Genomic DNA, 26,929 nt, shown 5'->3' with positions numbered 1-26,929 from the left:
TCCGCTGGGCCGCGTAGGAGGCGGGGCCTGGTCAGGAAGGACATGTGTGAGCAACACCGATTTGCTGAGCAGCGATGTCGCAGCTGCTTCTGGTTCTGGAGCCGAGGAGAACGCTCTGTCCACCCCTTCGAACGGCACGACGCCGCGCCGCCGCGCGGGTCTGTCCGGCATGGTGCTCGCTGAGTTGCGCGAGCTCGCCGGCCAACTGGGCATCACCGGAACCGCAGGCCTGCGCAAGGGCGACCTGATCGCGGCCATCAAGGAGAAGCAGGGCTCCGGCGCCCCCGCGAAAGCCGAGAAGCCGGCGAAGACCGAGAAGGTCGCCGCCAAGGCTTCGGCTCCGGCCGCCGAGAAGCCCGCAGCTGCCGAAAAGCCTGTTCAGCAGCAGCTCGACGTGGCGGAGAAGCCCGCCGTCGTCGCAGCTCCCGCCGAGGCCGGCTCGTCCGAGGAGGGCGGCCGCCGAGGCAACCGCCGTCGTCGTTCCGGCCGTGGTGGCGGGAACGCCGAGGCCGGCGAGGGCCAGCAGTCCGAGCAGCGCGCCGAGCGGCAGGAGCGCGCTGAGCGTCCCGAGCGTTCCGGCGAGCGCCAGGAGCGTTCGGACCGCGGCGAGCGCCAGGAGCGTGGCGACCGTCAGGACCGGGGCGAGCGCCAGGACCGCGGTGACCGGGGCGGCCGTGACCGCAACCGCGACCGCGACCGCCAGGGCGGCCAGCAGCAGGGTGACGACGAGGAAGGCGGCCGTCGTGGCCGGTTCCGCGACCGTCGCCGCCGCGGTGGCCGTGGCGAGGGCGGCGAGCGTCAGGACCGCGAGACCGAGGTGCGCGAGGACGACGTCCTGCTCCCCGTCGCGGGCATCCTCGACGTGCTGGAGAACTACGCGTTCGTCCGCACGTCGGGCTACCTGGCCGGCTCGAACGACGTCTACGTCTCGTTGTCGCTGGTCCGCAAGTACGGCCTGCGCCGCGGTGACGCCATCACCGGCGCCGTCCGCCAGCCGCGCGAGGGCGAGCAGCAGCGCCAGAAGTTCAACCCGCTGGTCCGCGTCGACAAGATCAACGGCCTGGACCCGGAAGAGGCGCGCAACCGCCCGGACTTCACCAAGCTGACGCCGCTCTACCCGAACGAGCGCCTGCGCCTGGAGACCGAGCCGCACATCCTCACCACCCGCGTCATCGACCTGGTGATGCCGATCGGCAAGGGCCAGCGCGCCCTGATCGTGTCGCCGCCGAAGGCCGGCAAGACCTCGGTGCTGCAGGCGATCGCCAACGCGATCACCAAGAACAACCCCGAGTGCCACCTGATGGTCGTCCTGGTCGACGAGCGTCCGGAAGAGGTCACCGACATGCAGCGTTCGGTGAAGGGCGAGGTCATCGCCTCGACCTTCGACCGGCCGCCGTCGGACCACACCACCATCTCGGAGCTCGCGATCGAGCGGGCCAAGCGCCTGGTCGAGATGGGCCACGACGTGGTCGTGCTGCTCGACTCGATCACGCGTCTGGGCCGTGCGTACAACCTGGCGGCGCCGGCTTCCGGCCGCATCCTGTCCGGTGGTGTCGACTCGACCGCGCTGTACCCGCCGAAGCGGTTCCTGGGTGCTGCTCGCAACATCGAGGGCGGCGGCTCGCTGACCGTCATCGCCACCGCGCTGGTGGAGACCGGTTCCGCCGGTGACTCGGTGATCTTCGAGGAGTTCAAGGGCACGGGCAACGCCGAGCTCAAGCTGGACCGGAAGATCGCGGACAAGCGGACGTTCCCGGCTGTGGACGTCGACTCGTCCGGTACCCGCAAGGAAGAGCTGCTGCTGTCGCCGGATGAGATGGCGGTCACGCACAAGCTGCGTCGGGTGCTGCACGCGTTGGACGGCCAGCAGGCCATCGACCTGCTGCTCGACCGGCTCCGCAAGTCGCGCACCAACATCGAGTTCCTGATGCAGGTCGCGAAGACGACGCCGGGCGCCGAGCAGGACTGATCGCCCGCGCAAGTTTCACGTGAAAAGACCCCCGGTGCAGGTCACCGGGGGTCTTTTTCTACTCGTTCACTCGAACGCCAGCGCCCACCCCCGCTGCTCCTGGGTGCACGCGGGGAGCTTTCGTTCGCTCCTCGTGCACGAAAGGGCCCCGCGTGCGGCAAAGCGAGGGAGTTAGCGGCAGTTCGAGGCTGGTTGGCTCTCGTCGTTCTGCACCAGGCACTGGAACACCAAGCCGAGCAGGACTGGAAGCCCGACCACGGTCGTGACCAGGGCCGGTACCTCCACGGCGCCCATCAGGACGCCGAACACCAGTACGGCGGCGAGGTAGGGCCACCTCAGCCAGGTGCGTTGCCACGGGCGGCGCCAGCGGACTCCGCCCGACACGGCTGCGGCCACCGCCACGCCTGCACCGGTGACCACCGGGTACAGCGGGACCGTTGTCCAGGACGCGGTGATCAGGCCTGCTGAGCCCAGCAGACCGAACACGGCGGCGGAGAACAGGAACGGCACGGCCAGCCACAGGCGCTGGTTCATGGGCCGTTCGGCGGTGCAGAACACGGCACACAGTCTGATGGACGGCCACCAACAACACGGAGCCGTATGTGGCCGAACGGCTGAACCTTGCGCCGAACGGCGTATTGGGGGCGTTGAGCGGTTGTGACTTCGAACACCTCGAACGGCGGTGGAGAGGGGTGGGAACAACCGCGTTTTTGCACGTGTTGAAGGGTCTGGCAAACTAAACGGTCGAGTCCGGCTCCGGTTCACCCGTCACCACTGGGACCCGGCGGCCATCGTCTGAAAGGGACAAGATCTTGAAGGCTGGAATCCACCCGGAGTACACCGCCACCGAGGTGACGTGCAGCTGCGGCAACAGCTTCACCACCCGCAGCACCACCTCGGCGTCCGAGGTTCGCGTCGAGATGTGCTCGAACTGCCACCCGTTCTACACGGGCAAGCAGCGCATCCTGGACACCGGCGGTCGCGTCGCGCGCTTCGAGGCGCGTTACGGCAAGCGCAACAAGTAGCTGCTTCAACGGCGCCTGACCTCGGCAAACGTGCCGGGGCAGGCGCCGTTTGCCGTCTTGCAGGTCATCACTAGGGAGTCCTCACCGTGTCGCAGTCGCTGGACAGCCTGCTCGCCGAGTACGACGAGCTCGAGAAGAAGCTCGCCGACCCCAGCGTGCACGCTGACCAGGCCGGGGCGCGCAAGCTGGGCAAGAGGTACGCCGAGCTCGGGCCCATCGTGAAGACCGCGCGGGAGATCGAGCAGGTCAGGAGCGACCTCGAGGCGGCCAAGGAGCTCGCGGCCGAGGACAGGGCGTTCCAGGAAGAGGTCGACCAGCTCCAGGAGCAGCTTCCCAAGCTGGAGGAGAAGCTCACCGAACTGCTGTTGCCGCGCGATCCGCACGACGGTGACGACGTGCTGCTGGAGATCAAGTCCGGTGAGGGTGGCGAGGAGTCCGCGCTGTTCGCCGGGGATCTGCTGCGGATGTACACGCGGTACGCCGAGCGGCAGGGGTGGAAGGTCGAGATGCTCGACGGGACCGACTCCGACCTCGGCGGGTTCAAGGACGTCACGGTCGCCATCAAGGCCAAGAGCCCGACGCCCGAGGGTGTCTGGAGCCGGTTGAAGTGGGAGGGCGGCGTGCACCGCGTGCAGCGGGTGCCCGTCACGGAGTCGCAGGGGCGCATTCACACGTCCGCGGCCGGTGTTCTCGTGTTCCCCGAGGCCGAGGAGGTCGGGGAGGTCGAGATCGACGAGAAGGACCTGCGCATCGACGTCTACCGGTCGTCCGGCAAGGGCGGGCAGTCGGTCAACACCACCGACTCCGCGGTGCGCATCACGCACCTGCCGACCGGGATCGTGGTCTCGTGTCAGAACGAGCGGAGCCAGCTGCAGAACAAGGCGCGCGCGATGCAGGTGCTGCAGTCGCGGCTCGCGGCGCTGGCCGAGGAGCAGAAGGCGCAGGAGCAGTCGGACGCGCGGCGCACGCAGATCCGGACCGTCGACCGCAGTGAACGGGTGAGGACCTACAACTTCCCCGAATCACGAATTTCTGATCACCGGGTTGGGTACAAAGCGCATAACCTGGACCAGGTGCTCGACGGTGACCTGGACGCGGTGGTGGACGCGCTGGCCGCCGCCGACCGGGCAGAACGGCTCGCAGGCGGGTAATCCGACGTGAGAGGGGCGCGTTGTGGCCGAGATCCTGGTGAATCCGCAGTCCGCGCCTCTCGACCGGCCGGTCGACATCATCGTCGTCGGCCTGAAGCCCGGCCAGCCCCTCACGGTCCAGCTGTCCACCGGCGATCGCGCCTCGCACGCGTCGTTCGAGGCCGATGACCGCGGGGTCGTAGACCTGACCAGGCACGCCCCGCTGGAGGGCAGCTACCGCGGCGTTGACCCGATGGGGTTGTTCTGGTCGCTGGAACGCACCGGTGGCAAGCCGAGCCCGATGTGCCTGTCCGTCGACGGTGTGGGTGACCGTCTTCTCGAACGTCTCACCGTGCCCGAGGGCGTCGAGCGCGTCGAGGTGCGGGAGAACGGTCTGGTCGGCACGCTGTTCGCTCCTGGGGACGACGGAGGCGAGCTGCCGGGCGTGATCGTGCTCGGCGGGTCCGAAGGCGGTCTGCACGAGACGGACGCGGCTCTGCTGGCCGCGCACGGGTTCGTCACGTTCGCGCTCGGCTACTTCGGGCTGAAGGGCTTGCCCGAGCACCTCGTGGACGTTCCACTCGAGTACTTCGGCACCGCGATCGAGTACCTGGCGGAACGCTCCGGCGAGATCGGTGTGGTCGGCGGGTCTCGCGGCGGTGAGCTGGCGTTGCTGATCGGCGCGACGTATCCGCAGGTCAGGGCTGTGGTCAGCGTGGTGGGCAGCGGTGTGGTGACGCAGGGCATCGGGCCTGGCGCGAACCTGCTGCAGAAGCTGTCGTACGAGGCGGCGTCGTGGACGCTCAAGGGCGAGCCGCTGCCGTACCTGCCGTACCACGTGGGCGACGAGCTGCGGTCGAAGATCGTCAACGGTGAACCGGTGCCGTTGCGGCTCGCGTTCGACACCTCCGACGGCATTCCCGAGGACGCCGAGATCCGGGTCGAGAACATCGTCGGGGGTGTGTTGCTCATCTCGTCCGGGCACGACGACGGGTGGCCTTCCGCGGAGCTGAGCGAGGTCGCGCTGCGCCGGCTGAAGGACCACGAGCACCCGTTCCCGTTCGAACACGTCGTGTATCCCGAGGCAGGACACCTGATAGCGGGCCCGCCGCACCGTCCGGCGACCGACGTGACCTATCCGGGGCCCGGTGTCACCTTCTCGGGTGGTGGTGTTCCGCAGGCCACAGCGCACGCTCGGGCGAACGCCTGGAAACGGACGGTTGAGTTCTTGCAGGAGCAGCTCGGGACCTAGGGTGTGTGCTTATGAGCGCACACTTTGATGTCGTCGTCGTGGGTGCGGGTCCCGGCGGGTACGTGGCCGCGATCCGGGCGGCTCAGCTGGGGCTGAAGACCGCCATCGTCGAGGAGAAGTACTGGGGCGGCGTCTGCCTGAACGTCGGCTGCATCCCGTCGAAGGCTCTCCTGCGCAACGCTGAGCTCGCGCACATCTTCACGCACGAGCAGAAGACGTTCGGCATCAAGGTCGACGGCACCGTCAGCTTCGACTACAGCGCGGCGTGGCAGCGCAGCCGCAAGGTCGCGGACGGGCGCGTCAAGGGCGTGCACTTCCTCATGAAGAAGAACGGCATCACCGAGTACAACGGGTGGGCCAACTTCACCGACGACCACACGCTGACCGTCGGGGACGAGACGATCACCTTCGGCCACGCGATCATCGCCGTGGGCGCCACGACCCGGATGCTGCCGAACACGCAGAAGTCCGACCGCGTCGTGACCTACGAAGAGCAGATCATGACCGAGGACCTGCCCGAGTCGATCATCATCGCCGGTGCGGGCGCGATCGGTGTCGAGTTCGCGTACGTGATGCACAACTACGGCGTGAAGGTCACCATCGTCGAGTTCCTCGACCGGATGGTGCCGCTCGAGGACGCCGAGGTGTCCGCGGAGCTGCTCAAGCGCTACAAGAAGATGGGCGTCGACGTGCGCGTCGGCACCCGCGTCGAGTCGATCGACGAGTCCGGCCCCAAGGTTCGCGTCACGGTGACGAAGAACGGCGCGACCGAGGTCCTCGAAGCCGACAAGGTCATGCAGGCCATCGGTTTCGTGCCGCGCGTCGAGGGCTACGGCCTGGAGAACACCGGCGTGAAGCTGACCGACCGCGGTGCCATCGACATCGACGGCCGCGGCCGCACCTCCGTGCCGCACATCTTCGCGATCGGTGACGTGACCGCGAAGCTGATGCTCGCGCACACCGCCGAGTCGATGGGCATCATCGCCGCGGAGACCATCGCGGGTGCCGAGACGATGGAGCTCGACTACGTGATGATCCCGCGGGCGACGTTCTGCCAGCCGCAGATCGCGTCGTTCGGCTACACCGAGGAGCAGGCCCGCGAGAAGGGCTTCGACGTCCAGGTCGCGAAGTTCCCGTTCACCGCGAACGGCAAGGCGCACGGCCTCGCCGAGCCCGGCGGGTTCGTGAAGCTGATCAGCGACGCCAAGCACGGCGAGCTGCTCGGCGGCCACATCATCGGCCCCGAGGCCACCGAGCTGCTGCCCGAGCTGACTTTGGCGCAGCAGTGGGACCTCACCGTCCACGAGGTCGCGCGGAACGTCCACGCGCACCCGACGCTGTCGGAGGCCGTCAAGGAAGCCGTGCACGGCCTCGCCGGGCACATGATCAACTTCTGAGATACCTTCTCGCTGATGATGAACCGGCAGCCGCTGCGCCTCGCGATCTCCGAGGCGGCCAAGATCCTCGCCGAAGCGGGCGTGGACAGCCCTCGCGTCGACGCGGAGTACCTGGCCGCGCACGTGCTCGGGGTCGAACGCGGGCGGCTGCCGCTCATCCCGCTGGTCGATCCGCCGGTGATCGACCAGCTGCACCGGCTCGTCCGCACGCGGGCGTCGCGCATCCCGTTGCAGCACATCCTCGGCTGGGCACCGATGGGTGCCATCACGGTCGAGGTCGGGCCGGGGGTGTTCGTGCCGCGGCCGGAGACCGAGCTGCTGATGGAATGGGGCCTCAAGGCCCTGGTCGGCGTTTCCTCGCCCGTGGTCGTGGACCTGTGCACGGGAACGGGAGCGTTGGCGTTGTCGATCGCTCATGCTCGCCCCGACGCGGTGGTGCACGCGGTCGAGATCGATCCGCAGGCGCTGGCGTGGACGCGCCGCAACGCCGACGCGCGGGTGGCGTTGGGGGACACGCCGATCCGGCTGCACTCCGGTGACGCGACGGACCCTTCGCTGCTGTCCGATCTGGACGGTCTGGTGGACCTCGTGGTGTGCAATCCGCCTTACGTGCCAGAAGGAACTCCCGTGCAGCCCGAGGTCGGCGTGCACGACCCGCACCACGCCGTGTTCTCCGGCGCGGACGGGCTGGACGTGATCCGGCACGTCGTGTCCGCGGCCGCGCGGTGGCTGAAGCCGGGTGGCGCGGTCGGGATCGAGCACGACGACACGCAGGGCGAGTCCGTGCCGGCGTTGCTCTCGGCCCGCCGGGTGCTCACGGACGTCGCGGACCACACCGATCTGGCGGGACGGCCACGGTTCGCGACCGCCCGCAAGGTCTCCTGAGCAGGTAGCCGGAAGTCGTGTTCGCAACTCGCCGTCCGGTGCGGTGGATGAAGGGCTCCTTCCTCCACCTGACGTGGATGAAGGCGCCCTTCATCCACGTAACTGCCCGGTAGGCGGGTTGCGGACAAGACCTCCGGCAAGGCGCTTGGCGCAGCACTCCCTAGAACAGGGCGTCGAAGGCCTTCGCCAGTTCCTTCATCTGCTCGCCGAGGCCGCGGTCGGCCAGCCTCTCCATCAGGTGTTCGGTGACGTCCTTGCTGGGCTTGGGTTTGCGCGCCTCGACGCGCAGGTCGTCGAGCGCTTCGATGGTCGCCGTCGGTGCCTTGGCGTCGTTGAGGTCCTCGCGCAGCTCGTCGAGAAGCCGCAGCACGGCCGCGACGTCCTTGATGTGTCCGATGTGGACGTCTCCGGCTCTGGCACGTCCACTGGTGCCGAGGTTGCTGCCGATCACCGGCCCCTTGATCTCGAACTTCCGCTCGTTCATGATTTTTCCCCGGTGGTGCTGATCTTCGCGGTGCCCGTGCGGGCCTTGCCGGCCGTGGCGATGTTGCTGGAGATCACCGGGCCGGTGATGTGCACGTTGTTGTTCGTCACCTGCATGGCCTGTTCCATGAACTCGGTGACCGAGATGCCCTTGCCCTGCAGGAACTCGCCCAGCGTGCGCAGCAACCGTGACTCCAGGACCTTGACGTAGCGCTCGACGTCGGTGAGCTGGAAGTAGTTGTCGACCTGCTGCCCGCCGGCGAGCTCCCGCAGGCTGACGCTCGCGCCGTACCTCGCCGCGACGAACGTGCCCTCCGCTTGGCGGATCGGGTTCATCCAGCCCACCGCCGTCGCGACCCGCCTCGGCAGCGTGGCGGGGAACCTGAGCAGGTCGACCAGCGCCTCGCTGAACGGGCGCATCGACTGCTCGGGCAGCACGTCGATCTCGCGGTACCGCGCCTGGATCGGGTGCAGGATGCAGGGTGTCCACTCGACGTAGAGCATCTCCTCGTCGAGGCCGAACGTCAGGTACGCGGACACGACGACGTCGCGGTCCCACGTCTCGACCTCGAACGAGCGGAAGTACCGCATCCACTCCATCGGCCTGGCGATCAGTTCGTCCACAACGGACCTGCCGACGCTGCTGCGCGGCGAATGGTCCTTGTCCGGCAGGACGATCCGCGCTTCCGCGTCGTCGACGTGGTCGATCAGCTCGATCGAGGAGATGACGACGCGGTCGCCCGTCCTGAGGTCGCGCAACCGGTGGCCGGGGGACAGCGACGGAGACCGGCCGGTCTTGACCAGTTCGTCCGTGACGTGCTGGTACAGCTCGGGCAGGGTGAACCCGGGCAGCGCCGTCTTCTTCTCCGGTGCCGTCTTTTCAGGAGCGGGTTTGAGCGGCAGCGCCATCGACCACGGTTCGAACATCGTGCCGGACCCGACGAACGGCCGATAGCCGTGGTAGACGGTCACCTGCGCCTGGTCGGGGTCGTCAGTCACGTCGTCGTCGACCGGATACCGCGCGAGCGCTTCGGCGTAGTTCGACTGCCCAAGCCGCCGGATCGTCCACTCGTTGCGCCACAGCTCCTCCGCCGGCCTGCTGGTGCGGAAGTGGGCGCGGCGGAAGCTCTTCGTCACGAGCCGCCACGTGATGTCCCGGTCCGCCAGCAGCACCGCGAAGATCAGCACGATCGCGATGATCGTGATCGCGAGCCCGCCGTCGCCGCTCTCCTGCTCGTACTCGTCCAAGGACCTGCCGCCGCCCTCGGAGAGCGTCGTGGTGATCTTGTAGAGCACGTACAACAGCGCGAGCATCCCCACCGCCATGCCCAGCGCGAGCGGCCCGCGCTCGTGCGGCAAGCCCTGCCGCACGCGCCGCCCGAGCCCGATCCGCGCCTCGGTCACGAGCCCGGCGGACACGGCGACCAGCAGCCACGACCCGAGCAGCCACCCGCTCGCGGCGAACAGCACCACGACCGCCAGCACCACCAGCACGCCGTCGCGCACCTTGCGCCGCGCCCGCGCCGCCACCGCCTCCCGCAACACCGCGCCGGCGTTGACCCCCGGCGACCGCGGCACGGACCGAGTGGCCTCCACGAGGTACTCGCGAATGGCCGCGTCCGCGAACTCCTCGTCGCGGTGTGCGGCTCCGCAGAGGAAGCGGGTCGTGTCGTCGCGCAACGCCGGAGAATCGCTTCCCTTCGTCACCGCAGGAGTTGACATTATCCTGTCCACTTTCTGTCATTGAATTCAAGCACCGGTTGTCTGTGCTGGTCAGGGGCATGATCGGACGGTCGGGAACGCGTATTTTCCGCTGTTGCTGGCACAATAGTCGGTCAAGGTCGAAATGAGCCGAAGGTGGACGAATTGCACATTGTCAATGCGCCGAACGAGGGCAAATGACGCCCGTCCCGGACGCCCCGCCGATCCGCTGCTTCCTGAGCTACGCCCACCAGGACGACGTCGTCATGGAGTTCGTCGACCCGTTCGCGTCCTCACTGCGCCACTACGCCTACGCCGACCGGGGCCGCGAGCTGGAGATCTTCCTGGATCGCGAAGCCATCGGCTGGGGCGATCTCGCCCAGCCGACCATCCGGGCCGCCGTGCGGGGTGCCACCGTCTTCCTGCCGGTGCTGACCCGCCTCTACTTCGACCGGCCGTACTGTCGCGAGGAGCTCCACGTCTTCTACAACCAGGCCTCGGTCGAGGGTGTGCGCAGCCTCCTGCTGCCCGTGGTCCTGCTGGGGCACGGCTACTTGACCGACGACAACCCCGACCTGGCCGTGCAGATCATCGTGGAACGCCAGCACCGCAGCGTTCGCGAGGCGTGGCTCGACGGACCTTCCTCGCCTGCCTGGCGCCGCACGGTGCTCGCCCTCGCCGGTGAACTCGTGGATCGGGTCGAGGAGGCAGAGCGACGCCTCGACGCCGGCGTCGAGCCGCACTTGGCAGACCCCGCCGAAGTCACCGCCGACATCGAGCGCTTCGGATACGACACCGCGCACGTCGTGCAGACGACCTCCGAGGTCCTGCAGGAGTTCCAGCGCGTCGTCAGCCAGGCGTCCGACGACGCGTCGAGGGCTGCGGCGCTGCTGCCGGGTGCGTTGCGGCTGCGGGACACCGCCCGCGCGTACGAACGCAGGGTGTCCGAGGTCGATCGCCTGGTGCGGATGAGCCCGGTCCGGATCGGACCCGGTACCGCTGCGTTGCGGGAACTCCTCGATGCGGTCGAGGAGCTGCTCACCAGCACGGCGAGGGCGGAGCTGATGAGCGTGCCGATGCGGCGCCCGATGATCGCATTCCGGGAAGGGCTCGTCACGCTGCGGAGCGCGGTGAACATGGTCAGCGCGTGGCAGGAGTAGCCAAATCCTGGTCAAATAACCAGCCGTCAGGTGGGTGTCCTGGCCGTCCGGTCCTAGTTTCGGACGCGTGTCCGAGCCGGGGGCGCCCAAAGGACTCGACAACCGGATCACCGGCAACACGACCACGCAGATCTTCGGCAAGCTGGGCAGCCCGGCGCAGATCCGCGCGGCCGAGGACCTGGCCCGTGCCAGGGGTAGTGCCGTGCCGGACATCGCCAGGTTGAGCAGAGGTGAGTTCTTCGTGGCGACCGATGCCACTGGATTTCATCTCACCACGGTGCCGATGTGCCTCAGTCACCACCCGCCGAGCCCGCCGTTGAGTGGACAATTCCTGGCCAATAAGGCGACGTTCAGTCACGTTAGGGCCAAACGGACCTATGTTCTCACGTTGGGGAGGGCACGCGGTCACGCGCTTGAGGATCCGCCGCCTCGCGCGTGACCGCGTGGGTGCCTGCTCAGAGGAATCCGTCCTGAAGCTCGGACAGGTCCGGCCGCTTCTTCGCGATCATCTGTTCCAGGTTCATCGCGCGCTCGTCATGGCCAGCACCTGTCCGAGGTGGCGGGCCAGACCCATGTTGTCGGCGGGGCTGATGGTGAACCAGCCAGCGCGGGTCTGGACGTTCGAGTAGCGGCCCTGGTGGGTGTCGATCCAGGTGACGGGCGGGAAGTCGCGTTTGGCGCGGCCCTGTCCGTGTTGGACGAGGAAGTGGCCGTTGCCGATGGCCGGGCCGGTGAGCATCTGCTTGGCGAGGCGGACGTCGTCGTTCTCCATCGTGCGGACGGCCTGCCGGAAACCTTCTTGTTGCTGCGGCTGGTTCTCGAAGGCTTCGGCCGGCACCGTCACGAGCTTGCCCGGACCTGGTCGTCCCGGCGGCATGGCGTTGGCCAGGCTGGTCGCGATCTCGTTGGGCTGCACCAGGTTCAGCGTGATGCCGGTGTCCTCCTGGGTCACCAGCACGGCGTAACCGCCGCGGGCTACGACGCTGGCGCGGATGAACCTCTGCTGGTTCATGTCAGGAATGCACATGGCGATGACACGGAGTTCGGGGCGTGCCAACAGGTTCAGCGCATCTTCGAGGTCCGGCTCCGGCCTGCCGCGCCGGGCGAGCCCCTTGCGTTCGAGGTCCTGGTGCACGGCCGCCTTGATGCGGGCGCGCTCGTCGAGCGTGTCCCCGTGCTGGCTCACGTCGAAGGGATAGGGAACACTCCCCGCCCGCAGGTCCTCCCAGAGAACCTCGAACGCGGGCAGGGAGAGCTGAGCGATCTGCCTCATCCGCCGATCACCGGCGGCGCGACCATGCGATCGTCGTCGAAGAACTCGTCCGTGGGCACGAGGTAGTTCGACTTGTGCTCCTTGTCCTCCTCGCCACCCTTGCCGCCGTGGCCGGCACCACCGGCACCCGCGGCACCTGCCGCTCCGGCCGCACCCCCACGGCCCGCCGCACCCGCACCGGTTCCCCCTGGGCCGGTGCCCATGACGCCGGCGCCACCACCGGGGTTGGACGGACCGAAGCTGCCCGCGCCACGCCCGGCCGCACCGGGCCCGCCCAGGCCACCCGCACCCATGCCACGGCCCGCACCGCCGCCGAGGCCGCCGCCGGGCCCGCCTGGCCGCATTCCAGGCCGCATGCCCGGTCCGCCGCCGGGACGCATGGCCTGACCGCCACCGGGAGGCCTCATGCCGGGCGGCAGCATGCCGGGAGGCGTGACCGGGGGCCGGTTCTGGCCGCCGGGCGGGTTGTTCGGGTTGTTGCCGGGGTTCTGCAGCGACGGGTCGTTCACCTGCGGTGCCACCCACGACGTGTTGGTCGTGCCGTTGTTGTTGCTCCCGGATGGCATCGTGGGCGCGTTCGGCATCCCGGTGTTGCTGAACCGCTGGTTGGCGTTGACGTTGCCGAGGTTGTGGGAGCTGTTGTTGGTGCTGCTGGGCTGCGTGACGCCCTGGTCCTGCGTGACCTGCGGGGTGGACTCCATGGCAGGCATGGACATCGCGGCCGACATCATCGTGTTGTCACGCGTCTGCATGACCTGCACGGCTTCTTCTTTGGCGCCCTGCTGCTTGTTGTAGGTGGAGATCATCTCGATGGGAGCGCCCACCATCATGGCTGGGGCGATGAACCCACCCTTGTTCGTCAGCCAGTCGCCGGCGATCTTCAACGGGTTGAACTCAACTGGCTCGGGCATCGCCTTGTTCGCCTGCACCGCCGCGTCCCGCTGCTGCGCGATGGCGCCGGAAGTGCGTACGAAGCCGTCGCCGGTTTGGTCCGCGAAGGTCCCCACCTTGGTCAGAGCCGCGCGAACCCCTTCCGCCGCGCGACCTTTCCACGCGTCTTGAGAACCGTTGACCAGAATCCTGAAATCCTCGGCCAACTCCTTGAACTTGCCGCCGAGTTCACTCCATGCCCCTGCAACGTTGGTTGCGGCACCAGGGTCGTACTTCTCGGTGACGAGCTTCTTCATCTCCTCATGCGGCTGGCCTGGGTAGTTCGCGTCCGGGTGCGGAACGACGGGCTTGACGGGCGCCATGAGAATCCCCCTCGGGCATTGCTACGACAGCTTCGGTGCGATCAGGTCGGCGGCCTTCGACGCCCGGTCGCATGCTGCCGCCGTGTCGCTTGAGCTGAGGTTCAGGGTTGCGATCACCAAGACCGATGACGACTCGCTCACCGAGAGTGCGATCGTGCAGGCGTTCTTGGCACCGTCCTGTGCCTCGACCTTAGTTGCGTTCAACCCGCCGACCTTGATCTCGGAGACCTTGTCACCGCTCAGATTGAGGTCCTTGACCCCCGACTTCGTGCGTATGCCTGCACGCACCCCGCCGCCGTCGGCGGCGCGCCACTCGCAGCCGGCGGAGGTGGCCACCTGAGCTTCCTTGCCAGGGTTGTTTAGGCCTGCGGTCGTCACCTCGGCCGCGGTGAGGAGGTTGCACGGCTTCATGGAGTCGAGAGGAGACGCGGCGGGCGTGCTGGTTGACGTACCTCCACCGGTGGTGGGCGTCGGCTTGGCCTCACCAGTGGTACCGGTGCAGCCAGCGCTCAGCAGAGCGATACAGAGCATGCTGGCGACTGCGATGCGCTTCATGACTTCCCGTTGAGTTTCTTGAGCGAGTCGGCGCCTGCCTGGTCGACGGCCTCGTAGGAGGCGCGGCTCTTCTCGATCTGAGTCTTCAGGGCTTCGATTGCGTCGTGGACACTCTTGAGCGTGTTCTGGGCGTCTTGGCCGAACGTCCTGTTGTTCTGGCTGATCTTCTCGGCGTACCCGCCGCCTAGCTTTGTGTCGGCGCTGAGATCCAGAGAACGAAACTGGACCTCTTGGAGCGCTGACTGCATTTCACCCAGCTTTTTGATCATGGTGTCGACCAGGTGCGGGTCGACGGACAGCTGCTGGGTCTCTGCGGCGACCGAGACAGCCTTGGCCGCGCTGACGATGGCGGCGAGACCGCCGCCGAAGATGCCACTCCACGAGCCGCTCGACAGCGCCCCGACCTTGCCGCTTGTCTGTAGTTCCTCTGACACAGAAGCTCGACCCTCCCCGATAGCGCTCTGTGGTCGACCTATGACCTTACAGTGGTGCGCCCGTTCGGGGGATGCGTTGAACTACTTAGCCCTGTTTGGGCTAAAACTTGGCCCTGGTCAGGAACGCTTTGAACGCGCTGAGTGAGAACGTAAGCGCAGGTCCAGAGGGGTACTTGGAGTCGCGTACACCTGCGTGGGTGGTGGTCAACGCCACCTCGACGCAACCCTCCTGGCTGCCGCTGTAGCTGCTCTTACGCCACTCCACCTGTTTCCCACCTGCGCGCCAGTTCGGTGATCATCCGCACCGATTCTTCCGCAGGCAACGCACGCCGGACCAGATGCCGAATGGCGGTTTCGTAGATCTCGATCTCTTCGGGCTCTTCGAGGAACAGGCTGGAGGTCAAGTTCTCCAGGTACACCACCTTGTGGCCGTTATCCCGCTTGAGCAGCCAGAACGCTCCGTTCAGCCCTGCGTGTGCTCCTTGGTTGGGGATCACGCGGACGCTGATGTTCGAGCGTTCTGCGGACTGGGCGAGGTGGCGGAGTTGTGCGGCCATGATCGCTGGGCTGCCGATCAGCCGACAGAGCACCCACTCGTCGATCAGCGCGAGCAGCCGGGGTGGTTTCGGTCGGTCCAGGACGGAGTGGCTCTGCATGCGGGTTGTCATGCGTGCCTCGACCTCGTCAGCGGGGACCATCTCGCATTCGATCATCAGGGCGCGGGTGTAGTCGGGGAACTGAATCAGGCCGGGGACGTTCATGCACTCGTAGTTCACGATGAGATCCGCCTTCTTCTCCAGGTTGAGGAGGGTGCGGACGCGTTCGTCGAACGTGGGCTTGGTGCGTTGCCACCAGCCGCGGCGGTCAACCTCGTGGGCGAGCCTCAACAACTCGGTTCGGCGTGGGCCGACGCAGCCATAGATGGCGAGGAGGGCGGCGATGTCCTCTGTGGAGCCTTCGCGGAGGCCGTTCTCGATGCGGCTCATCTTGGTGGCGGAGGCGTCGATGAGTTCCCCGGCGCGTTCCAGTGAGAAGCCCGCGGCCTCGCGGAGGCGGCGTAGTTCGTCTCCCAGTTCCTCGGCGCGGACGGTGAGGTTCATGCACCGCATGGTGCCGGGTCGTACCGACACAAAAGGTGGTTTGCCACACCGGCAAACCCGATCGGGTCAGTCGACACCAACAGGAACAGCCCTCCTGTGCAGACGGCCAACGCAAGGTGTGTGAGATCACCGCATCAGCAGTCCTCATCGGACCCTGGAAGAACGTTGCCGAGGTCACGGGCGAACTCGCCGACCTTCTCCAGGCCGGTACCTGGCCAGGCGGTCGAGAGTTCGATGATCTCTTCACCGAGTTTGACGAGGTCTTTCTCCGGCATGAGGCCTCCTGTGGTCGAAGGCTCAGCCCACGCGGTGGAAGTTCCCGGCACTGATGTGCACGACCAGCCGTTCCAACAGCTCGATCGGCATGGTGTCGGTGGACCACGCGTTGAGGCACAACCGGCAGATGGCGTCCAACCGATCAGGTGGCTCGAATGTGCCGAACACGGCGGTCACGGGATGTGGGCAGAGCATGAGTTCAAGGAAGCCAGCAGCACGTCTGCAAGGAAACGTGTTGCCCCACCGGCAAAGCCGATCGGACGACGGCTACTTCTTCACGCCCTGCTCGGCGATGTGCTTCGCCGCCGGCAGCAGCTCGTCGCGCAGCCCTTCCACGGGAGGCTGGGTGGACGAGACCCCTCCGTGGTAGCTCTGCACACTGACGTTCACGTCGCCCAGTTGGAAGTCGAGTACCCAGTCGATCCGGATGTTGCTCATGCAGGACTGCCCCGTGCCCACGGACGGGGTGATCGCCACCGGCGGGCCGAACGGGTGCTTGTCCGCCGGGTCGCATTGGTAAGCGTTACGGTCGATCGCCGCCTGCGGCTTGTCCCACATCTTCAGTGATGCTTCGAGCATGCGGTAGTTCTCCTTGTCCGAGCTGGCTTCGGGAGCGATGTTGTGCCGCTGGCACAGTGCGCCGCCCTGCAATGCAGACTCGGGGTGGCGTTCCATGGGGGTGTCGGCTGCCATGACGTGGAACTGCGTCTTTACCAACGCAGGCAGACCCGCGTTCGGGTAGGACTTCCGGTACGCCTCGGCGCTTGCGACGTCGCACGGGTCCTTGAACTTGTTGGCGAACGGCTCGGGGTAGATGTGACGCATCGGTGCCGTCGGGCCCTTCTGGATCGCGGCCTTCACCAGCGACTCCAGCTTGTCTGCGAACGCCTTGGCGTCCAACGAGCCGTACGGCTGCCTCTTCCCGGTCTGGAAGGCGACTTCGACGATCAGGTCCTGCTGCCAGAGGGAGATGTCCCAGGTTTCGTTCTTGCGGTCCTGGTAGTTGGCAACGGAGAAGCCATCCGCTTGGCGGACCGTCGCACCGCTGCGCTCTGGTCTCCCCTTCCGGGAGTCCATGTCCTTCTCAGCGGTGAATGGTGGCTGATACACGAAGACCTGTACCCACTCAAGGCTCTTCATCGTGTAGGAGCAGTGGGTGAGCGAGTCCAGCATGCTTTGGGGGATCGCCTTGTCCGCCGGGACGTCGATGTCCACGTAGTCATGACCGACCGGGCTCTGGTCGGTCAGCGTTATGCCGAGATTTGCCAGGTCCGCCATGGTGAGCAGCGAGCAGGCGTCGTAGACGGCTGTGTTGCCGTACCTGCGCGGTGGGCCCTCGCCGGGCTGCTGCTGCAAGAGCCCGGAAGAGCTGGTCGAAGGATCCGATGAGGACGGCGACGCCTCCGACGTGGAGCCGGCAGTGTTGTCGGCGCGCTTCAGCAAGAGGAACGCGCCGGTGCCTCCGCCCGCCAGAAGCAGTACCAGGACCACGGCGAGCCCGGCGAACAGGCCTGTGCGGGACTTGGGTGGTGGCGGCATAGGTGGGCCGTGTTGCGGATACGCAGGTTGTGGGAACGGCTGCTGCCCTGGGAAGGGCTGCGGGTAAGGCTGACCCGGATGCCGTGGTGGGTGCTGCTGCATGACTCCCCCGAATAGATGAGACGAAGTGAATCTAAGTGAACTGTGGCCATCCGGTGTGGCGGGTTCGCCGGTCTGGTGACTGAATGCCGTGCGGAATTCGGCTCAGGTGGCCTCGTCATCATTCGGACGGGTGAGGGCAGAGCACGCGTCCAGGAAGCCAGCGTCGAACACGGGCTGGAAGGGGTTGCTCCGCGGGCAAAACCGATCGGATGAGTCGGTAGCACCAGGCCGAATGCGGGACGACCGGCAGGGCTGGCTAGGCTCACCGAGGTGAGCACGGTCTACGACTGCAGCGAACCGAGCAACCGCGCGGCGGGTCTCGCCGCCGCGGCCGGTGCGGTGCGGAGCGGGCGACTTGTCGTCCTGCCCACCGACACCGTTTACGGGATCGGCTGCGACGCGTTCGACGCTGAAGCGGTCCGGGGTCTTCTCGACGCCAAGGGGCGTGGGCCTGACATGCCCGTGCCGGTGCTGGTCGGGTCCTGGACGACGATCGACGGGTTGGTCCTCAGCGTGCCGCGGCAGGCGCGGGCGCTCATCGAGGCGTTCTGGCCCGGCGGGCTCAGCATCGTGTTGCCGCACGCGCCGAGCCTTGCCTGGGATCTGGGGCAGACGCGCGGCACGGTGATGCTGCGCATGCCGTTGCACCCGGTGGCGCTGGAGCTGTTGCGCGATGTCGGGCCGATGGCGGTCTCCAGCGCCAACAAGACCGGGCACGCGCCGGCCGCCAGTGCGCAGGAGGCGCGTGACCAGCTCGGGGACGCGGTGCCCGTGTACCTCGACGGTGGGTTGAGCGGGGAGAACATCGCCTCCACCATCGTCGACCTCACCGGGCCGGACGCGCTGATCCTCCGTGAGGGTGCGGTGAGCAGGGAAGCGGTCAACGAGGTGCTCGGTGTCGAGGTCGAAGTGGCGCGCTGAGGCGCTGCTGCCAGAATTGATCATGTCGCCGCGGGTACCGTGGCGAGCACCCCGAACACTCCCGATTGATTGGTAGGCCCGTGGGGCCCGCATCCTCGTTCGTCCTTCCCGTGCGCGAGTACCTGCTCGTCGCGTTGATCGCTGCTGTCGTGACGTTTCTGCTCGTCGGCCTGGTGCGCGCGCTGGCGTTCCGGGTCGGGGCGGTCGCTTACCCGCGGCAGCGTGACGTGCACGTGCAACCGATGCCGCGCATGGGTGGTGTTGCCATCTATGGCGGCGTGCTGTGCGGCATGTTCGTGGCGCACCAGTTGCCGGTGCTGCGGGCGGCGTTCGACTTCTCCAACGACCCGTGGGGAGTCATCGTCGCGGGCGGTGTCATCGTGCTCGTGGGTGCGATCGACGACAGGTTCGAGCTCGACTCGCTCACCAAGCTCGCCGGGCAGGTGACGGCGGCGGGCATCCTGGTGTTGTTCGGTCTGCAGTGGATGATCGCGTGGGTGCCGTGGGACGGCGGCGCGACCATCAGCCTCGACCAGAACCAGGGCGCGCTGCTGACGGTGCTGCTCGCGGTCACCATGATCAACGCGATGAACTTCGTCGACGGACTCGACGGCCTGGCCGCCGGCATCGGGCTCATCGCCGCCGCGGCGACGTGTGCGTTCTCGATCGGTCTGCTCATCGAGCGGCAGGGCGCGGTCGAGGCCTACCCGCCCGCGCTGATCGCCGCCGCGCTCGCCGGCGCGTGCCTGGGGTTCCTGCCGCACAACTTCAACCCCGCGCGCATCTTCATGGGCGACTCGGGCTCGATGCTCATCGGCCTCATGCTCGCCGCCGCCACCACGAGCGCGTCCGGCAAGTTCAACCAGGCCACCGGCAGCGCCGTGGACCTGCTCGGTCTGCTGTCGCCGCTGATCGTCGTCGCCGCCGTGCTGTTCGTGCCGGTGCTCGACCTGCTGATGGCGATCATCCGCCGCACCCGCCGCGGCGAAAGCCCGTTCTCGCCGGACAAGATGCACCTGCACCACCGGTTGCTGGAGATCGGGCACTCGCAGCGGCGCGCGGTGCTGCTCATCTACCTGTGGGCGGGTGTGCTGGCGTTCGGCGCGGTGGCGCTCACGCTGTTCGACCCGGTCATCGTGGCCACGTGCTTCGTGATCGGGCTGATCGTGACGTTCGTGGTTTCGGTGATCCCCAGGCTCAGGGACACCCGCAAGCCGTAAACGGCGTTCATCTTGTTTGGCCCCGCTTAACCGCCGTTAACCGGGGCTGCTTGCGGCACGCCAAATGGGAGTTCCTACACTTCGGGACATGAGCGACGCGGACAAGGCCGTCACGCACGAGCTGACGATCCAGCGGCTCGCCGGGGAAATGTTCCGCGCGGCCGCCTGGGCCGCGCTCGGCACGTTTGTCCTCGGCGTCGTCGTGTCAACCGTGATCTGGGGGACCGCTGGTCTCAACGGATCATTGATCGGTGGTGCGATCGCCATCGCTTCGAGCCTCGTGACGCTGTTGTTGATGCGCAAGACCGCGGCGCTCGATCCCATGTTCGTGATGGTCGCCGCACTCGGCGGATTCATGGGCAAGCTGATCGTGCTGCTGGCTGCGGTGATCTTGTTGCGCAACCAGCCGTGGCTTGAGCCCAAGGCACTGGGAATCACCCTGGTGGCGACCGTGCTGGTGACGTCGTTCCTGGAAGCGAGAGCTTCCAGGCGCAGCCGTAGTCAGATGGTGGTGCCCGCCTCGGAAGGCGCCTGAGACCTGCTGATATGGTCCGCGCAGACCAGGGACACCCGATAGCAGGGGTGCCTCTGGTAGTCGCTTGCGAACCGTAAGGTACGTTAAGTCCAGATCGTGACGATTCCCCCGGCGGAGTGAACGCCGGCCGGGAGAACCGGAAGGAACACAGTGACCACGATGGTGCTGGCTGAGGGTGACAAGTTCGTCGCCCCCGGAGTTGCGGACTTCTTCCTCCCGCCGATCTTCGGCTCGGTCACCAAGCCGATGGTCCTGCTGGTGCTGTCGATCTTGATCATCGGCGCCTTCTTCATCGCGGCGAGCCGCAACCTGAAGCTCATCCCCGGCAAGTTCCAGTTCGCCGCCGAGTCGCTTTACGACTTCGGGCGCAACAACATCGCCAGGGAGCAGATCGGCGCGAAGGACTTCAAGCCGTTCATCCCGCTGATCCTCACGATCTTCTGCTTCGTCCTGGTGAACAACCTGTTCGGGCTCATCCCGCTCGTCCAGTTCCCGACGATGTCGCACATCGGTTTCCCGCTCGCCGTTTCGTTGCTCGTCGTTTACCCGGTGTACCACTTCGTCGGGTTCAAGCGGCACGGCTTCGTGGGCTACTTGAAGCACCAGACGGTTCCGCCGGGCGCGCCGTGGTTCGTGCTCCCGCTGCTGATCCCGATCGAGTTCTTCCAGAAGTTCGTCCTGAACCCGATCACGTTGGCGATCCGAGTTTTCGCCGCCATGTTCGCGGGTCACCTGTTGCTGCTGGTGTTCACCCTGGCCGGTGAGTTCCTGCTGCTCAACGGCGGTCTGACCGTCATCGTGGCGCCGGTGTCCTTCGCCTTCGCCCTCGCGCTGACCTTCCTGGAGGCACTGATCATGTGCCTGCAGGCCTACATCTTCGCGCTGCTGTCTGCCAGCTACATCGGCATGGCGTTGGCAGAAGAGCACTGAGTAACAGCACAAAGCCTCCGATCCGCGAACACTCGCGGACCGAGTTGGAAAGGGAACAGCAACAGTGAGCGCTCTCATGATCGCCCAGGAAGCCGCCAACGGGAACATCAACCAGGGCCTCGCGGCCATTGGTTACGGCCTCGCGGCCATCGGCCCCGGCATCGGCGTGGGTCTGATCTTCTCCTCGGTCATCAGCGGCACCGCCCGTCAGCCCGAGGCCCGCGGCGTCCTGCTCGGTCTTGCGTGGACCACCTTCGCCATCGTCGAGGTCCTCGCGCTGATCGGCTTCGTCGTGTACTTCATCGCGACCGCCTGACCTAACCCTTCAACGCGTTAGGAGACGTCGTGCACCGCACCCTGATCGTGGCCGCGGAGGGGGGACACAACCCCGTCGTTCCGCAGCTCGCCGAGGTCATTCTCGGTCTGGTCGCGTTCCTGCTTCTCTTCTTCGTCATCAAGAAGTTCGTGTCGCCGAGGTTCGAAGCGCTGTACGCGGAGCGGACGGCCAAGATCGAGGGTGGCATCGAGAAGGCGGAGCAGGCCCAGGCCGAGGCTCAGCGCACGCTCGAGCAGTACAAGGAGCAGCTGGCCGAGGCTCGCGCCGAGGCCGCCCGCATCCGCGACGACGCGCGGGCCGAGGGCCTGCAGATCATCGAGGAGCTGCGTGAGCAGGCGCAGGCCGAGTCCGCGCGCATCGTCGCGCAGGGCCAGCACCAGCTGGACGCGCAGCGCGCCCAGATCGTCGCCGAGCTGCGCGCCGACCTCGGCCGCACCGCCGTCGAGCTGGCGAGCAAGGTCGTGGGCGAGTCCCTCGAGGACGAGGCCCGTCGCCGCGGCACCGTCGACCGCTTCCTCAACGAGCTGGACGCCGTCGCGGCGCCGGCCAACAAGTAGAGGCTGCCGATGACGTTGCATGCCGCAAGTCGTGAAGCTCTGGCAGCCGCGGAACTGCGGCTGCTGGAGCTGGCCGACGCCACCACGTCCACGGATGACCTCGCCAAGCTGGGCGAGGAGCTCTTCGCCGTGCTCGGCCTGCTCATCGAGCAGCCGGCGCTGCGTCGTGCGCTCGCGGACGCCTCGTCGGAGCCCGCCGGTCGCGAGCAGCTCGTCCGCGGCCTGTTCGCGGGCAAGGTGAGTGACGGGACCCTGCAGGTGCTGGTCGCCGTCGTGACCGCGCGCTGGTCCAGCCCGCGTGAGCTCGTCGACGGTGTCGAGTCGCTCGCCCGCACGGCGCTGCTGGTGCGTGCCGAGCGCGACGGCCAGCTCGACTCGACGGAGGACGAGCTGTTCCGGCTCGGCCGCATCGTCGCCGGTTCGCACGAGCTCGAGCTGCTGCTCGCCGACCCGGCCGGGGCCGTGGACGGCAAGGTCGCGCTGGTCGACTCCCTGATCGAGGGAAAGGTCAGCCCGGTCACCAAGACGCTGGTGGACCAGCTGGTTCGCCACCCGCGCGGGATGCGCGTCGCGGACGGGCTCTCCGAGCTCGCCGACCTGGCGGCCAAGCGCCGTCAGCGCTCTGTCGCGCACGTCCGGTCCGCGGTGGAGCTGACCGCGGAGCAGATCGACCGCTTGACCGCGACGCTGACCACGATCTACTCGCGCCCGATCGCGCTGCACGTCGAGGTCGACCCGGCCCTGGCCGGCGGCCTCACGATCAAGATCGGCGACGAGATCATCGACGGAAGCATCGCCGGCCGGTTGGCGGCACTGCGCCGCAATCTCGCCAGCTAGCCCCCGAGCCCTTTCCCAGAACGAAGAAGTGAGAGCAGGAACGACATGGCGGAGCTGACGATCTCGTCGGACGAGATCCGCAGTGCGATCGAGAAGTACGTCTCGAGCTACTCCCCGGAGGTCAGCCGGGAAGAGGTTGGTGTCGTCTCCGAGACCTACGACGGCATCGCCATCGTCGAGGGCCTTCCGGGCACGATGACCAACGAGCTGCTCGAGTTCCCCGGTGGCGTCCTCGGCGTCGCCCTGAACCTCGAGGTCCGCGAGATCGGTGCGGTCATCCTCGGCGACTTCGACAAGATCGAAGAAGGCCAGGAGGTCCGCCGGACGGGCAAGGTCCTGTCCGTGCCGGTCGGCGACGGCTTCCTCGGCCGCGTCGTCAACCCGCTGGGCCAGCCGATCGACGGTCTCGGCGACATCGTCGCGGACGACAACCGCGCCCTGGAGCTGCAGGCCGCCACCGTGCTGCAGCGTCAGCCGGTGTCCGAGCCGATGCAGACCGGCATCAAGGCCATCGACGCGATGACCCCGATCGGTCGCGGTCAGCGTCAGCTGATCATCGGTGACCGCAAGACCGGCAAGACCGCGGTCTGCATCGACACGATCATCAACCAGAAGAAGGCCTGGGAGTCGGGCGACCCCAAGCAGCAGGTCCGCTGCGTCTACGTCGCCATCGGCCAGAAGGGCTCCACCATCGCGGGCGTCAAGGCCGCGCTGGAGGAGGCGGGCGCGCTCGAGTACACGACGATCGTCGCCGCCCCGGCTTCCGACTCCGCCGGCTTCAAGTGGCTGGCGCCGTACACCGGCTCCGCCATCGGCCAGCACTGGATGTACCAGGGCAAGCACGTCCTGATCATCTTCGACGACCTGACCAAGCAGGCCGAGGCGTACCGCGCGATCTCGCTGCTGCTGCGCCGTCCGCCGGGCCGTGAGGCGTACCCCGGCGACGTCTTCTACTTGCACTCGCGTCTGCTCGAGCGTTGCGCGAAGCTGTCGGACGAGATGGGCGGCGGCTCGATGACGGGTCTCCCGATCATCGAGACCAAGGCGAACGACGTGTCGGCGTACATCCCGACCAACGTCATCTCGATCACCGACGGTCAGTGCTTCCTCGAGTCCGACCTGTTCAACGCCGGTGTCCGCCCGGCCGTCAACGTGGGTATCTCCGTCTCCCGCGTCGGTGGTGCCGCGCAGATCAAGGCGATGAAGGCGGTCGCGGGTTCGCTGCGTCTCGACCTGTCGCAGTTCCGCGAGCTGGAGGCCTTCTCCGCGTTCGCGTCCGACCTCGACGCCGCCTCGCGCGCCCAGCTGGACCGCGGTGCCCGTCTGGTCGAGCTGCTCAAGCAGGGCCAGTACTCCCCGGTGCCCGTCGAGGAGCAGGTCGTCGAGATCTTCGCCGCGACCAAGGGCCACCTGGACGACGTCCCCGTCGGCGACATCCGCCGGTTCGTCGCCGAGTTCAAGGACTCGCTGCGCCGCAACCACGCGGACGTGCTCGGCGGCATCGTCGAGACCAAGGTCTTCTCCGACGACGCCCAGGCCCGCGTGGTCGCCGCCATCGCCGAGTTCAAGAAGCAGTTCACCGCTTCGGACGGCACGACGATCGTGAACGAGGCGCCGGAGAAGGCGATGGACGCCGACAAGGTCGCGCAGGAGTCGGTGAAGCTGCACAAGCCCGAGCCGGCCAAGAAGTGATCTGAGCCATGGGCGCACAGATTCGGGAGCTCCGCCAGCGGATCCGAACGGTCAACTCGACCAAGAAGATCACGAAGGCCTACGAGCTCATCGCGACGTCTCGCCTCGCGAAGGCGCAGACCAGGGTCGCGGCCTCCCGGCCGTACGCGGACGAGATCACGAACGTGCTCTCCGCGTTGGCCGAGGCCTCGGCGAACCTCGACCACCCGCTGCTGACGGAGCGCCAGAACCCGAAGCGCGCCGCGGTGCTGGTGATCACGAGTGACAAGGGCATGTGCGGCGGTTACAACGCCAACGTCCTCAAGGCCGCCGAGCAGCTGCTGCAGCTGCTCCGGTCCGAGGGCAAGGAGCCGGTGCTGTACGTGACCGGCCGCAAGGGCCAGGGCTACTACCAGTTCCGCCGCCGCGAGGTCACGGCCGCGTGGAGCGGGTTCTCGCAGACCCCGCACTACGTCAACGCCGTCGAGGCCGGTGACGCGCTGGTGTCGGCGTTCCTGGAGGGCACGGAGAACGGCGCGCAGGGCGTGGACGAGATCCACGTCGTGTACACCGAGTTCAAGTCCATGCTCAGCCAGACGCCGGCCGCCAGGCGGATCGCGCCGATGGAGGTCGAGTACACGGGCGAGGCCCCCACGGGCCCGCGCGCGGTGTACGACTTCGAGCCCAGCGCGGAGGCGCTGCTCGGTGCGATGCTGCCCAAGTACGTGAAGACGCGCCTGTTCTCCGCCATGCTGGAGGCCGCGGCTTCGGAGTCGGCGGCTCGTCGTACGGCCATGAAGGCCGCGACGGACAACGCGACGGAGCTGGTCCGGAACCTCAGCCGGGCGGCGAACTCGGCCCGTCAGGCCCAGATCACCCAGGAGATCAGCGAGATCGTCGGTGGCGCTGCCGCGCTTACCGGTGGCGCAGGAAGTGATGAGTGACATGAGTGCTACTGCCACCACCACCCGCACCGGCCGTGTGGTCCGGGTGATCGGTGCGGTCGTCGACGTGGAGTTCCCGCGCGACGCCGTGCCGGAGCTGTTCAACGCCCTGAACGTGGAGATCACGTTCGAGGCCGTCGCCAAGACGCTGACCCTCGAGGTCGCGCAGCACCTCGGCGACAACCTCGTCCGCACCATCTCGATGCAGCCGACCGACGGTCTGGTCCGCGGTGCCACCGTGACCGACACCGGCGCTGCCATCTCGGTTCCCGTCGGTGACGTCGTCAAGGGCCACGTGTTCAACGCCCTCGGCGACTGCCTCGACCAGCCGGGCCTCGGCCGCGACGGCGAGCAGTGGGGCATCCACCGCAAGGCCCCGTCGTTCGACCAGCTCGAGGGCAAGACCGAGATCCTCGAGACCGGCATCAAGGTCATCGACCTCCTCACCCCGTACGTCAAGGGCGGCAAGATCGGCCTGTTCGGCGGCGCGGGTGTCGGCAAGACCGTGCTCATCCAGGAGATGATCACGCGTATCGCGCGTGAGTTCTCCGGCACCTCGGTCTTCGCCGGCGTCGGTGAGCGCACCCGTGAGGGCACCGACCTCCTCCTGGAGATGGAGGAGATGGAGGTCCTCCAGGACACCGCGCTGGTGTTCGGTCAGATGGACGAGCCGCCGGGCACGCGTATGCGCGTTGCCCTGTCCGCTCTCACGATGGCGGAGTACTTCCGCGACGTGCAGAACCAGGACGTGCTGCTCTTCATCGACAACATCTTCCGCTTCACCCAGGCCGGTTCCGAGGTGTCGACCCTGCTGGGCCGCATGCCTTCCGCCGTGGGTTACCAGCCGACGCTGGCCGACGAGATGGGTGAGCTCCAGGAGCGCATCACCTCGACGCGCGGTAAGTCGATCACCTCGCTGCAGGCCATTTACGTGCCCGCGGACGACTACACCGACCCCGCCCCGGCGACCACCTTCGCCCACCTGGACGCGACGACGGAGCTCTCCCGTCCGATCTCCCAGAAGGGCATCTACCCGGCCGTCGACCCGCTGTCGTCGTCGTCTCGAATCCTCGAGCCGTCGATCGTGGGCGACGAGCACTACCGGGTGGCCCAGGAGGTGAAGCGGATCCTGCAGAAGTACAAGGAGCTGCAGGACATCATCGCCATCCTCGGCATGGACGAGCTGTCCGAGGAGGACAAGGTCCTCGTCGGTCGTGCGCGTCGTCTCGAGCGCTTCCTCGGCCAGAACTTCTTCGTCGCGGAGAAGTTCACCGGTCAGAAGGGCTCCTTCGTGCCGATCAAGGAGACCGTCGAGGCGTTCGACCGCGTCTGCAAGGGCGAGTTCGACCACTACCCGGAGCAGGCGTTCTTCTCCTGCGGCGGGTTGGACGACGTCGAGGCCAACGCGAAGAAGCTCGCCGGCAACTGAGCCAGGGCTTTGCC

General features: G+C 67.3%; 30 protein-coding genes. 18 read left to right on the top strand and 12 right to left on the bottom strand.

The annotated features are described in order from the left end of the window. Positions 1 to 46: 46 nt before the first annotated feature. Positions 47 to 1,969: a transcription termination factor Rho gene (rho, locus tag ABZV40_RS06370; RefSeq protein ID WP_355436724.1), complete on the top strand. Its 1,923-nt coding sequence runs from the start codon at positions 47 to 49 to the stop codon at positions 1,967 to 1,969. Between the two features lie 171 nt (positions 1,970 to 2,140). On the opposite strand, the gene ABZV40_RS06365 is transcribed toward rho, so the two are convergent. After that, entirely contained in the window at positions 2,141 to 2,527 is a 387-nt protein-coding gene (locus ABZV40_RS06365; protein ID WP_355436721.1) for a hypothetical protein, read from the bottom strand. 254 nt (positions 2,528 to 2,781) lie between these two features. Between ABZV40_RS06365 and rpmE the strand changes: the two genes are divergently transcribed. The 5 genes from rpmE (at position 2,782) to prmC (ending at position 7,658) form a co-directional block, all read left to right on the top strand. Next, on the top strand, positions 2,782 to 2,994 hold the full coding sequence (gene rpmE, locus ABZV40_RS06360) for a 50S ribosomal protein L31 (RefSeq protein ID WP_355436719.1): 213 nt from the start codon (positions 2,782 to 2,784) through the stop codon (positions 2,992 to 2,994). Between the two features lie 86 nt (positions 2,995 to 3,080). Further along, positions 3,081 to 4,145 (top strand): peptide chain release factor 1, encoded by a 1,065-nt coding sequence (prfA, locus tag ABZV40_RS06355; protein ID WP_355436716.1) that lies wholly within the window; start codon positions 3,081 to 3,083, stop codon positions 4,143 to 4,145. A 22-nt stretch (positions 4,146 to 4,167) separates the two neighbouring features. Next, complete coding sequence (locus ABZV40_RS06350) at positions 4,168 to 5,376, top strand: acyl-CoA thioesterase/bile acid-CoA:amino acid N-acyltransferase family protein (RefSeq protein WP_355436713.1); 1,209 nt, start codon at positions 4,168 to 4,170, stop codon at positions 5,374 to 5,376. 11 nt (positions 5,377 to 5,387) lie between these two features. Then, positions 5,388 to 6,773, top strand: coding sequence for a dihydrolipoyl dehydrogenase (lpdA, locus tag ABZV40_RS06345; RefSeq protein WP_355436710.1), 1,386 nt, complete (start codon positions 5,388 to 5,390; stop codon positions 6,771 to 6,773). 18 nt (positions 6,774 to 6,791) lie between these two features. After that, the gene (gene prmC, locus ABZV40_RS06340) at positions 6,792 to 7,658 is read left to right on the top strand and encodes a peptide chain release factor N(5)-glutamine methyltransferase (protein ID WP_355437139.1); all 867 of its coding nucleotides are present in this window, start codon (positions 6,792 to 6,794) and stop codon (positions 7,656 to 7,658) included. 160 nt (positions 7,659 to 7,818) lie between these two features. Here prmC and ABZV40_RS06335 read toward each other — a convergent pair whose 3' ends face one another. After that, the gene (locus ABZV40_RS06335) at positions 7,819 to 8,142 is read right to left on the bottom strand and encodes a hypothetical protein (RefSeq protein WP_355436708.1); all 324 of its coding nucleotides are present in this window, start codon (positions 8,140 to 8,142) and stop codon (positions 7,819 to 7,821) included. Next, the gene (locus tag ABZV40_RS06330; protein WP_355436705.1) at positions 8,139 to 9,848 is read right to left on the bottom strand and encodes a hypothetical protein; all 1,710 of its coding nucleotides are present in this window, start codon (positions 9,846 to 9,848) and stop codon (positions 8,139 to 8,141) included. The genes ABZV40_RS06335 and ABZV40_RS06330 overlap by 4 nt, the downstream gene beginning before the upstream one ends. 191 nt (positions 9,849 to 10,039) lie before the next feature. Here ABZV40_RS06330 and ABZV40_RS06325 point away from each other — a divergent pair, with 191 nt between their 5' ends. Then, positions 10,040 to 11,002, top strand: coding sequence for a toll/interleukin-1 receptor domain-containing protein (locus ABZV40_RS06325; RefSeq protein WP_355436702.1), 963 nt, complete (start codon positions 10,040 to 10,042; stop codon positions 11,000 to 11,002). Between the two features lie 67 nt (positions 11,003 to 11,069). Further along, positions 11,070 to 11,441, top strand: a complete 372-nt coding sequence (locus tag ABZV40_RS06320; RefSeq protein WP_355436699.1) for a hypothetical protein — start codon at positions 11,070 to 11,072, stop codon at positions 11,439 to 11,441. Between the two features lie 81 nt (positions 11,442 to 11,522). Here the strand turns inward: ABZV40_RS06320 and ABZV40_RS06315 are convergent, their stop codons facing one another. From ABZV40_RS06315 to ABZV40_RS06275, 9 genes are all read right to left on the bottom strand, one after another. Next, positions 11,523 to 12,275, bottom strand: a complete 753-nt coding sequence (locus ABZV40_RS06315; protein WP_355436696.1) for an ESX secretion-associated protein EspG — start codon at positions 12,273 to 12,275, stop codon at positions 11,523 to 11,525. Beyond that, a complete protein-coding gene (locus tag ABZV40_RS06310; protein ID WP_355436694.1) occupies positions 12,272 to 13,528 on the bottom strand; it encodes a hypothetical protein in 1,257 nt (418 codons plus the stop codon). Before ABZV40_RS06310 ends, ABZV40_RS06315 begins: the two co-directional genes overlap by 4 nt. 21 nt (positions 13,529 to 13,549) lie before the next feature. After that, positions 13,550 to 14,083, bottom strand: coding sequence for a DUF3558 family protein (locus ABZV40_RS06305; RefSeq protein WP_355436691.1), 534 nt, complete (start codon positions 14,081 to 14,083; stop codon positions 13,550 to 13,552). Beyond that, on the bottom strand, positions 14,080 to 14,517 hold the full coding sequence (locus tag ABZV40_RS06300; RefSeq protein ID WP_355436688.1) for a hypothetical protein: 438 nt from the start codon (positions 14,515 to 14,517) through the stop codon (positions 14,080 to 14,082). Before ABZV40_RS06300 ends, ABZV40_RS06305 begins: the two co-directional genes overlap by 4 nt. A 100-nt stretch (positions 14,518 to 14,617) precedes the next feature. Next, positions 14,618 to 14,782 (bottom strand): DUF397 domain-containing protein, encoded by a 165-nt coding sequence (locus ABZV40_RS06295; protein WP_355436685.1) that lies wholly within the window; start codon positions 14,780 to 14,782, stop codon positions 14,618 to 14,620. Continuing rightward, on the bottom strand, positions 14,769 to 15,617 hold the full coding sequence (locus tag ABZV40_RS06290; RefSeq protein ID WP_355436683.1) for a helix-turn-helix transcriptional regulator: 849 nt from the start codon (positions 15,615 to 15,617) through the stop codon (positions 14,769 to 14,771). Before ABZV40_RS06290 ends, ABZV40_RS06295 begins: the two co-directional genes overlap by 14 nt. Positions 15,618 to 15,751: 134 nt before the next feature. After that, a complete protein-coding gene (locus tag ABZV40_RS06285; protein ID WP_355436680.1) occupies positions 15,752 to 15,892 on the bottom strand; it encodes a hypothetical protein in 141 nt (46 codons plus the stop codon). A gap of 22 nt (positions 15,893 to 15,914) precedes the next feature. Continuing rightward, complete coding sequence (locus ABZV40_RS06280) at positions 15,915 to 16,061, bottom strand: hypothetical protein (protein ID WP_355436677.1); 147 nt, start codon at positions 16,059 to 16,061, stop codon at positions 15,915 to 15,917. 99 nt (positions 16,062 to 16,160) lie between these two features. Beyond that, a complete protein-coding gene (locus ABZV40_RS06275; RefSeq protein WP_355436675.1) occupies positions 16,161 to 17,432 on the bottom strand; it encodes a hypothetical protein in 1,272 nt (423 codons plus the stop codon). A gap of 372 nt (positions 17,433 to 17,804) precedes the next feature. Between ABZV40_RS06275 and ABZV40_RS06270 the strand changes: the two genes are divergently transcribed. The 10 genes from ABZV40_RS06270 (at position 17,805) to atpD (ending at position 26,915) form a co-directional block, all read left to right on the top strand. Further along, positions 17,805 to 18,455, top strand: coding sequence for an L-threonylcarbamoyladenylate synthase (locus ABZV40_RS06270; RefSeq protein ID WP_355436673.1), 651 nt, complete (start codon positions 17,805 to 17,807; stop codon positions 18,453 to 18,455). An 80-nt stretch (positions 18,456 to 18,535) separates the two neighbouring features. Continuing rightward, entirely contained in the window at positions 18,536 to 19,675 is a 1,140-nt protein-coding gene (locus ABZV40_RS06265) for an MraY family glycosyltransferase (protein ID WP_355436670.1), read from the top strand. An 88-nt stretch (positions 19,676 to 19,763) separates the two neighbouring features. Beyond that, positions 19,764 to 20,210: a hypothetical protein gene (locus ABZV40_RS06260; protein WP_355436667.1), complete on the top strand. Its 447-nt coding sequence runs from the start codon at positions 19,764 to 19,766 to the stop codon at positions 20,208 to 20,210. Between the two features lie 150 nt (positions 20,211 to 20,360). Further along, entirely contained in the window at positions 20,361 to 21,140 is a 780-nt protein-coding gene (atpB, locus tag ABZV40_RS06255; RefSeq protein WP_355436664.1) for a F0F1 ATP synthase subunit A, read from the top strand. A gap of 64 nt (positions 21,141 to 21,204) precedes the next feature. Further along, positions 21,205 to 21,456, top strand: a complete 252-nt coding sequence (locus ABZV40_RS06250; RefSeq protein ID WP_355436661.1) for an ATP F0F1 synthase subunit C — start codon at positions 21,205 to 21,207, stop codon at positions 21,454 to 21,456. Positions 21,457 to 21,485: 29 nt separating this feature from the next. Beyond that, positions 21,486 to 22,034 (top strand): F0F1 ATP synthase subunit B, encoded by a 549-nt coding sequence (locus tag ABZV40_RS06245; RefSeq protein ID WP_355436659.1) that lies wholly within the window; start codon positions 21,486 to 21,488, stop codon positions 22,032 to 22,034. A 3-nt stretch (positions 22,035 to 22,037) separates the two neighbouring features. Further along, complete coding sequence (locus ABZV40_RS06240; RefSeq protein WP_355437137.1) at positions 22,038 to 22,871, top strand: F0F1 ATP synthase subunit delta; 834 nt, start codon at positions 22,038 to 22,040, stop codon at positions 22,869 to 22,871. Between the two features lie 45 nt (positions 22,872 to 22,916). Beyond that, positions 22,917 to 24,563: a F0F1 ATP synthase subunit alpha gene (atpA, locus tag ABZV40_RS06235; RefSeq protein ID WP_355436656.1), complete on the top strand. Its 1,647-nt coding sequence runs from the start codon at positions 22,917 to 22,919 to the stop codon at positions 24,561 to 24,563. 8 nt (positions 24,564 to 24,571) lie between these two features. After that, positions 24,572 to 25,486, top strand: a complete 915-nt coding sequence (locus tag ABZV40_RS06230) for a F0F1 ATP synthase subunit gamma (RefSeq protein ID WP_355436653.1) — start codon at positions 24,572 to 24,574, stop codon at positions 25,484 to 25,486. Continuing rightward, entirely contained in the window at positions 25,479 to 26,915 is a 1,437-nt protein-coding gene (gene atpD, locus ABZV40_RS06225) for a F0F1 ATP synthase subunit beta (protein ID WP_204763927.1), read from the top strand. The genes ABZV40_RS06230 and atpD overlap by 8 nt, the downstream gene beginning before the upstream one ends. The last annotated feature ends 14 nt before the right edge of the window (positions 26,916 to 26,929 follow it).

The organism is Lentzea sp. NPDC004782 (genome assembly GCF_040609115.1).
GTDB lineage: Bacteria > Actinomycetota > Actinomycetes > Mycobacteriales > Pseudonocardiaceae > Lentzea.
Note: the sequence above shows the minus strand (reverse complement) of the source record. Positions and strands in the feature narration are given on the sequence as shown.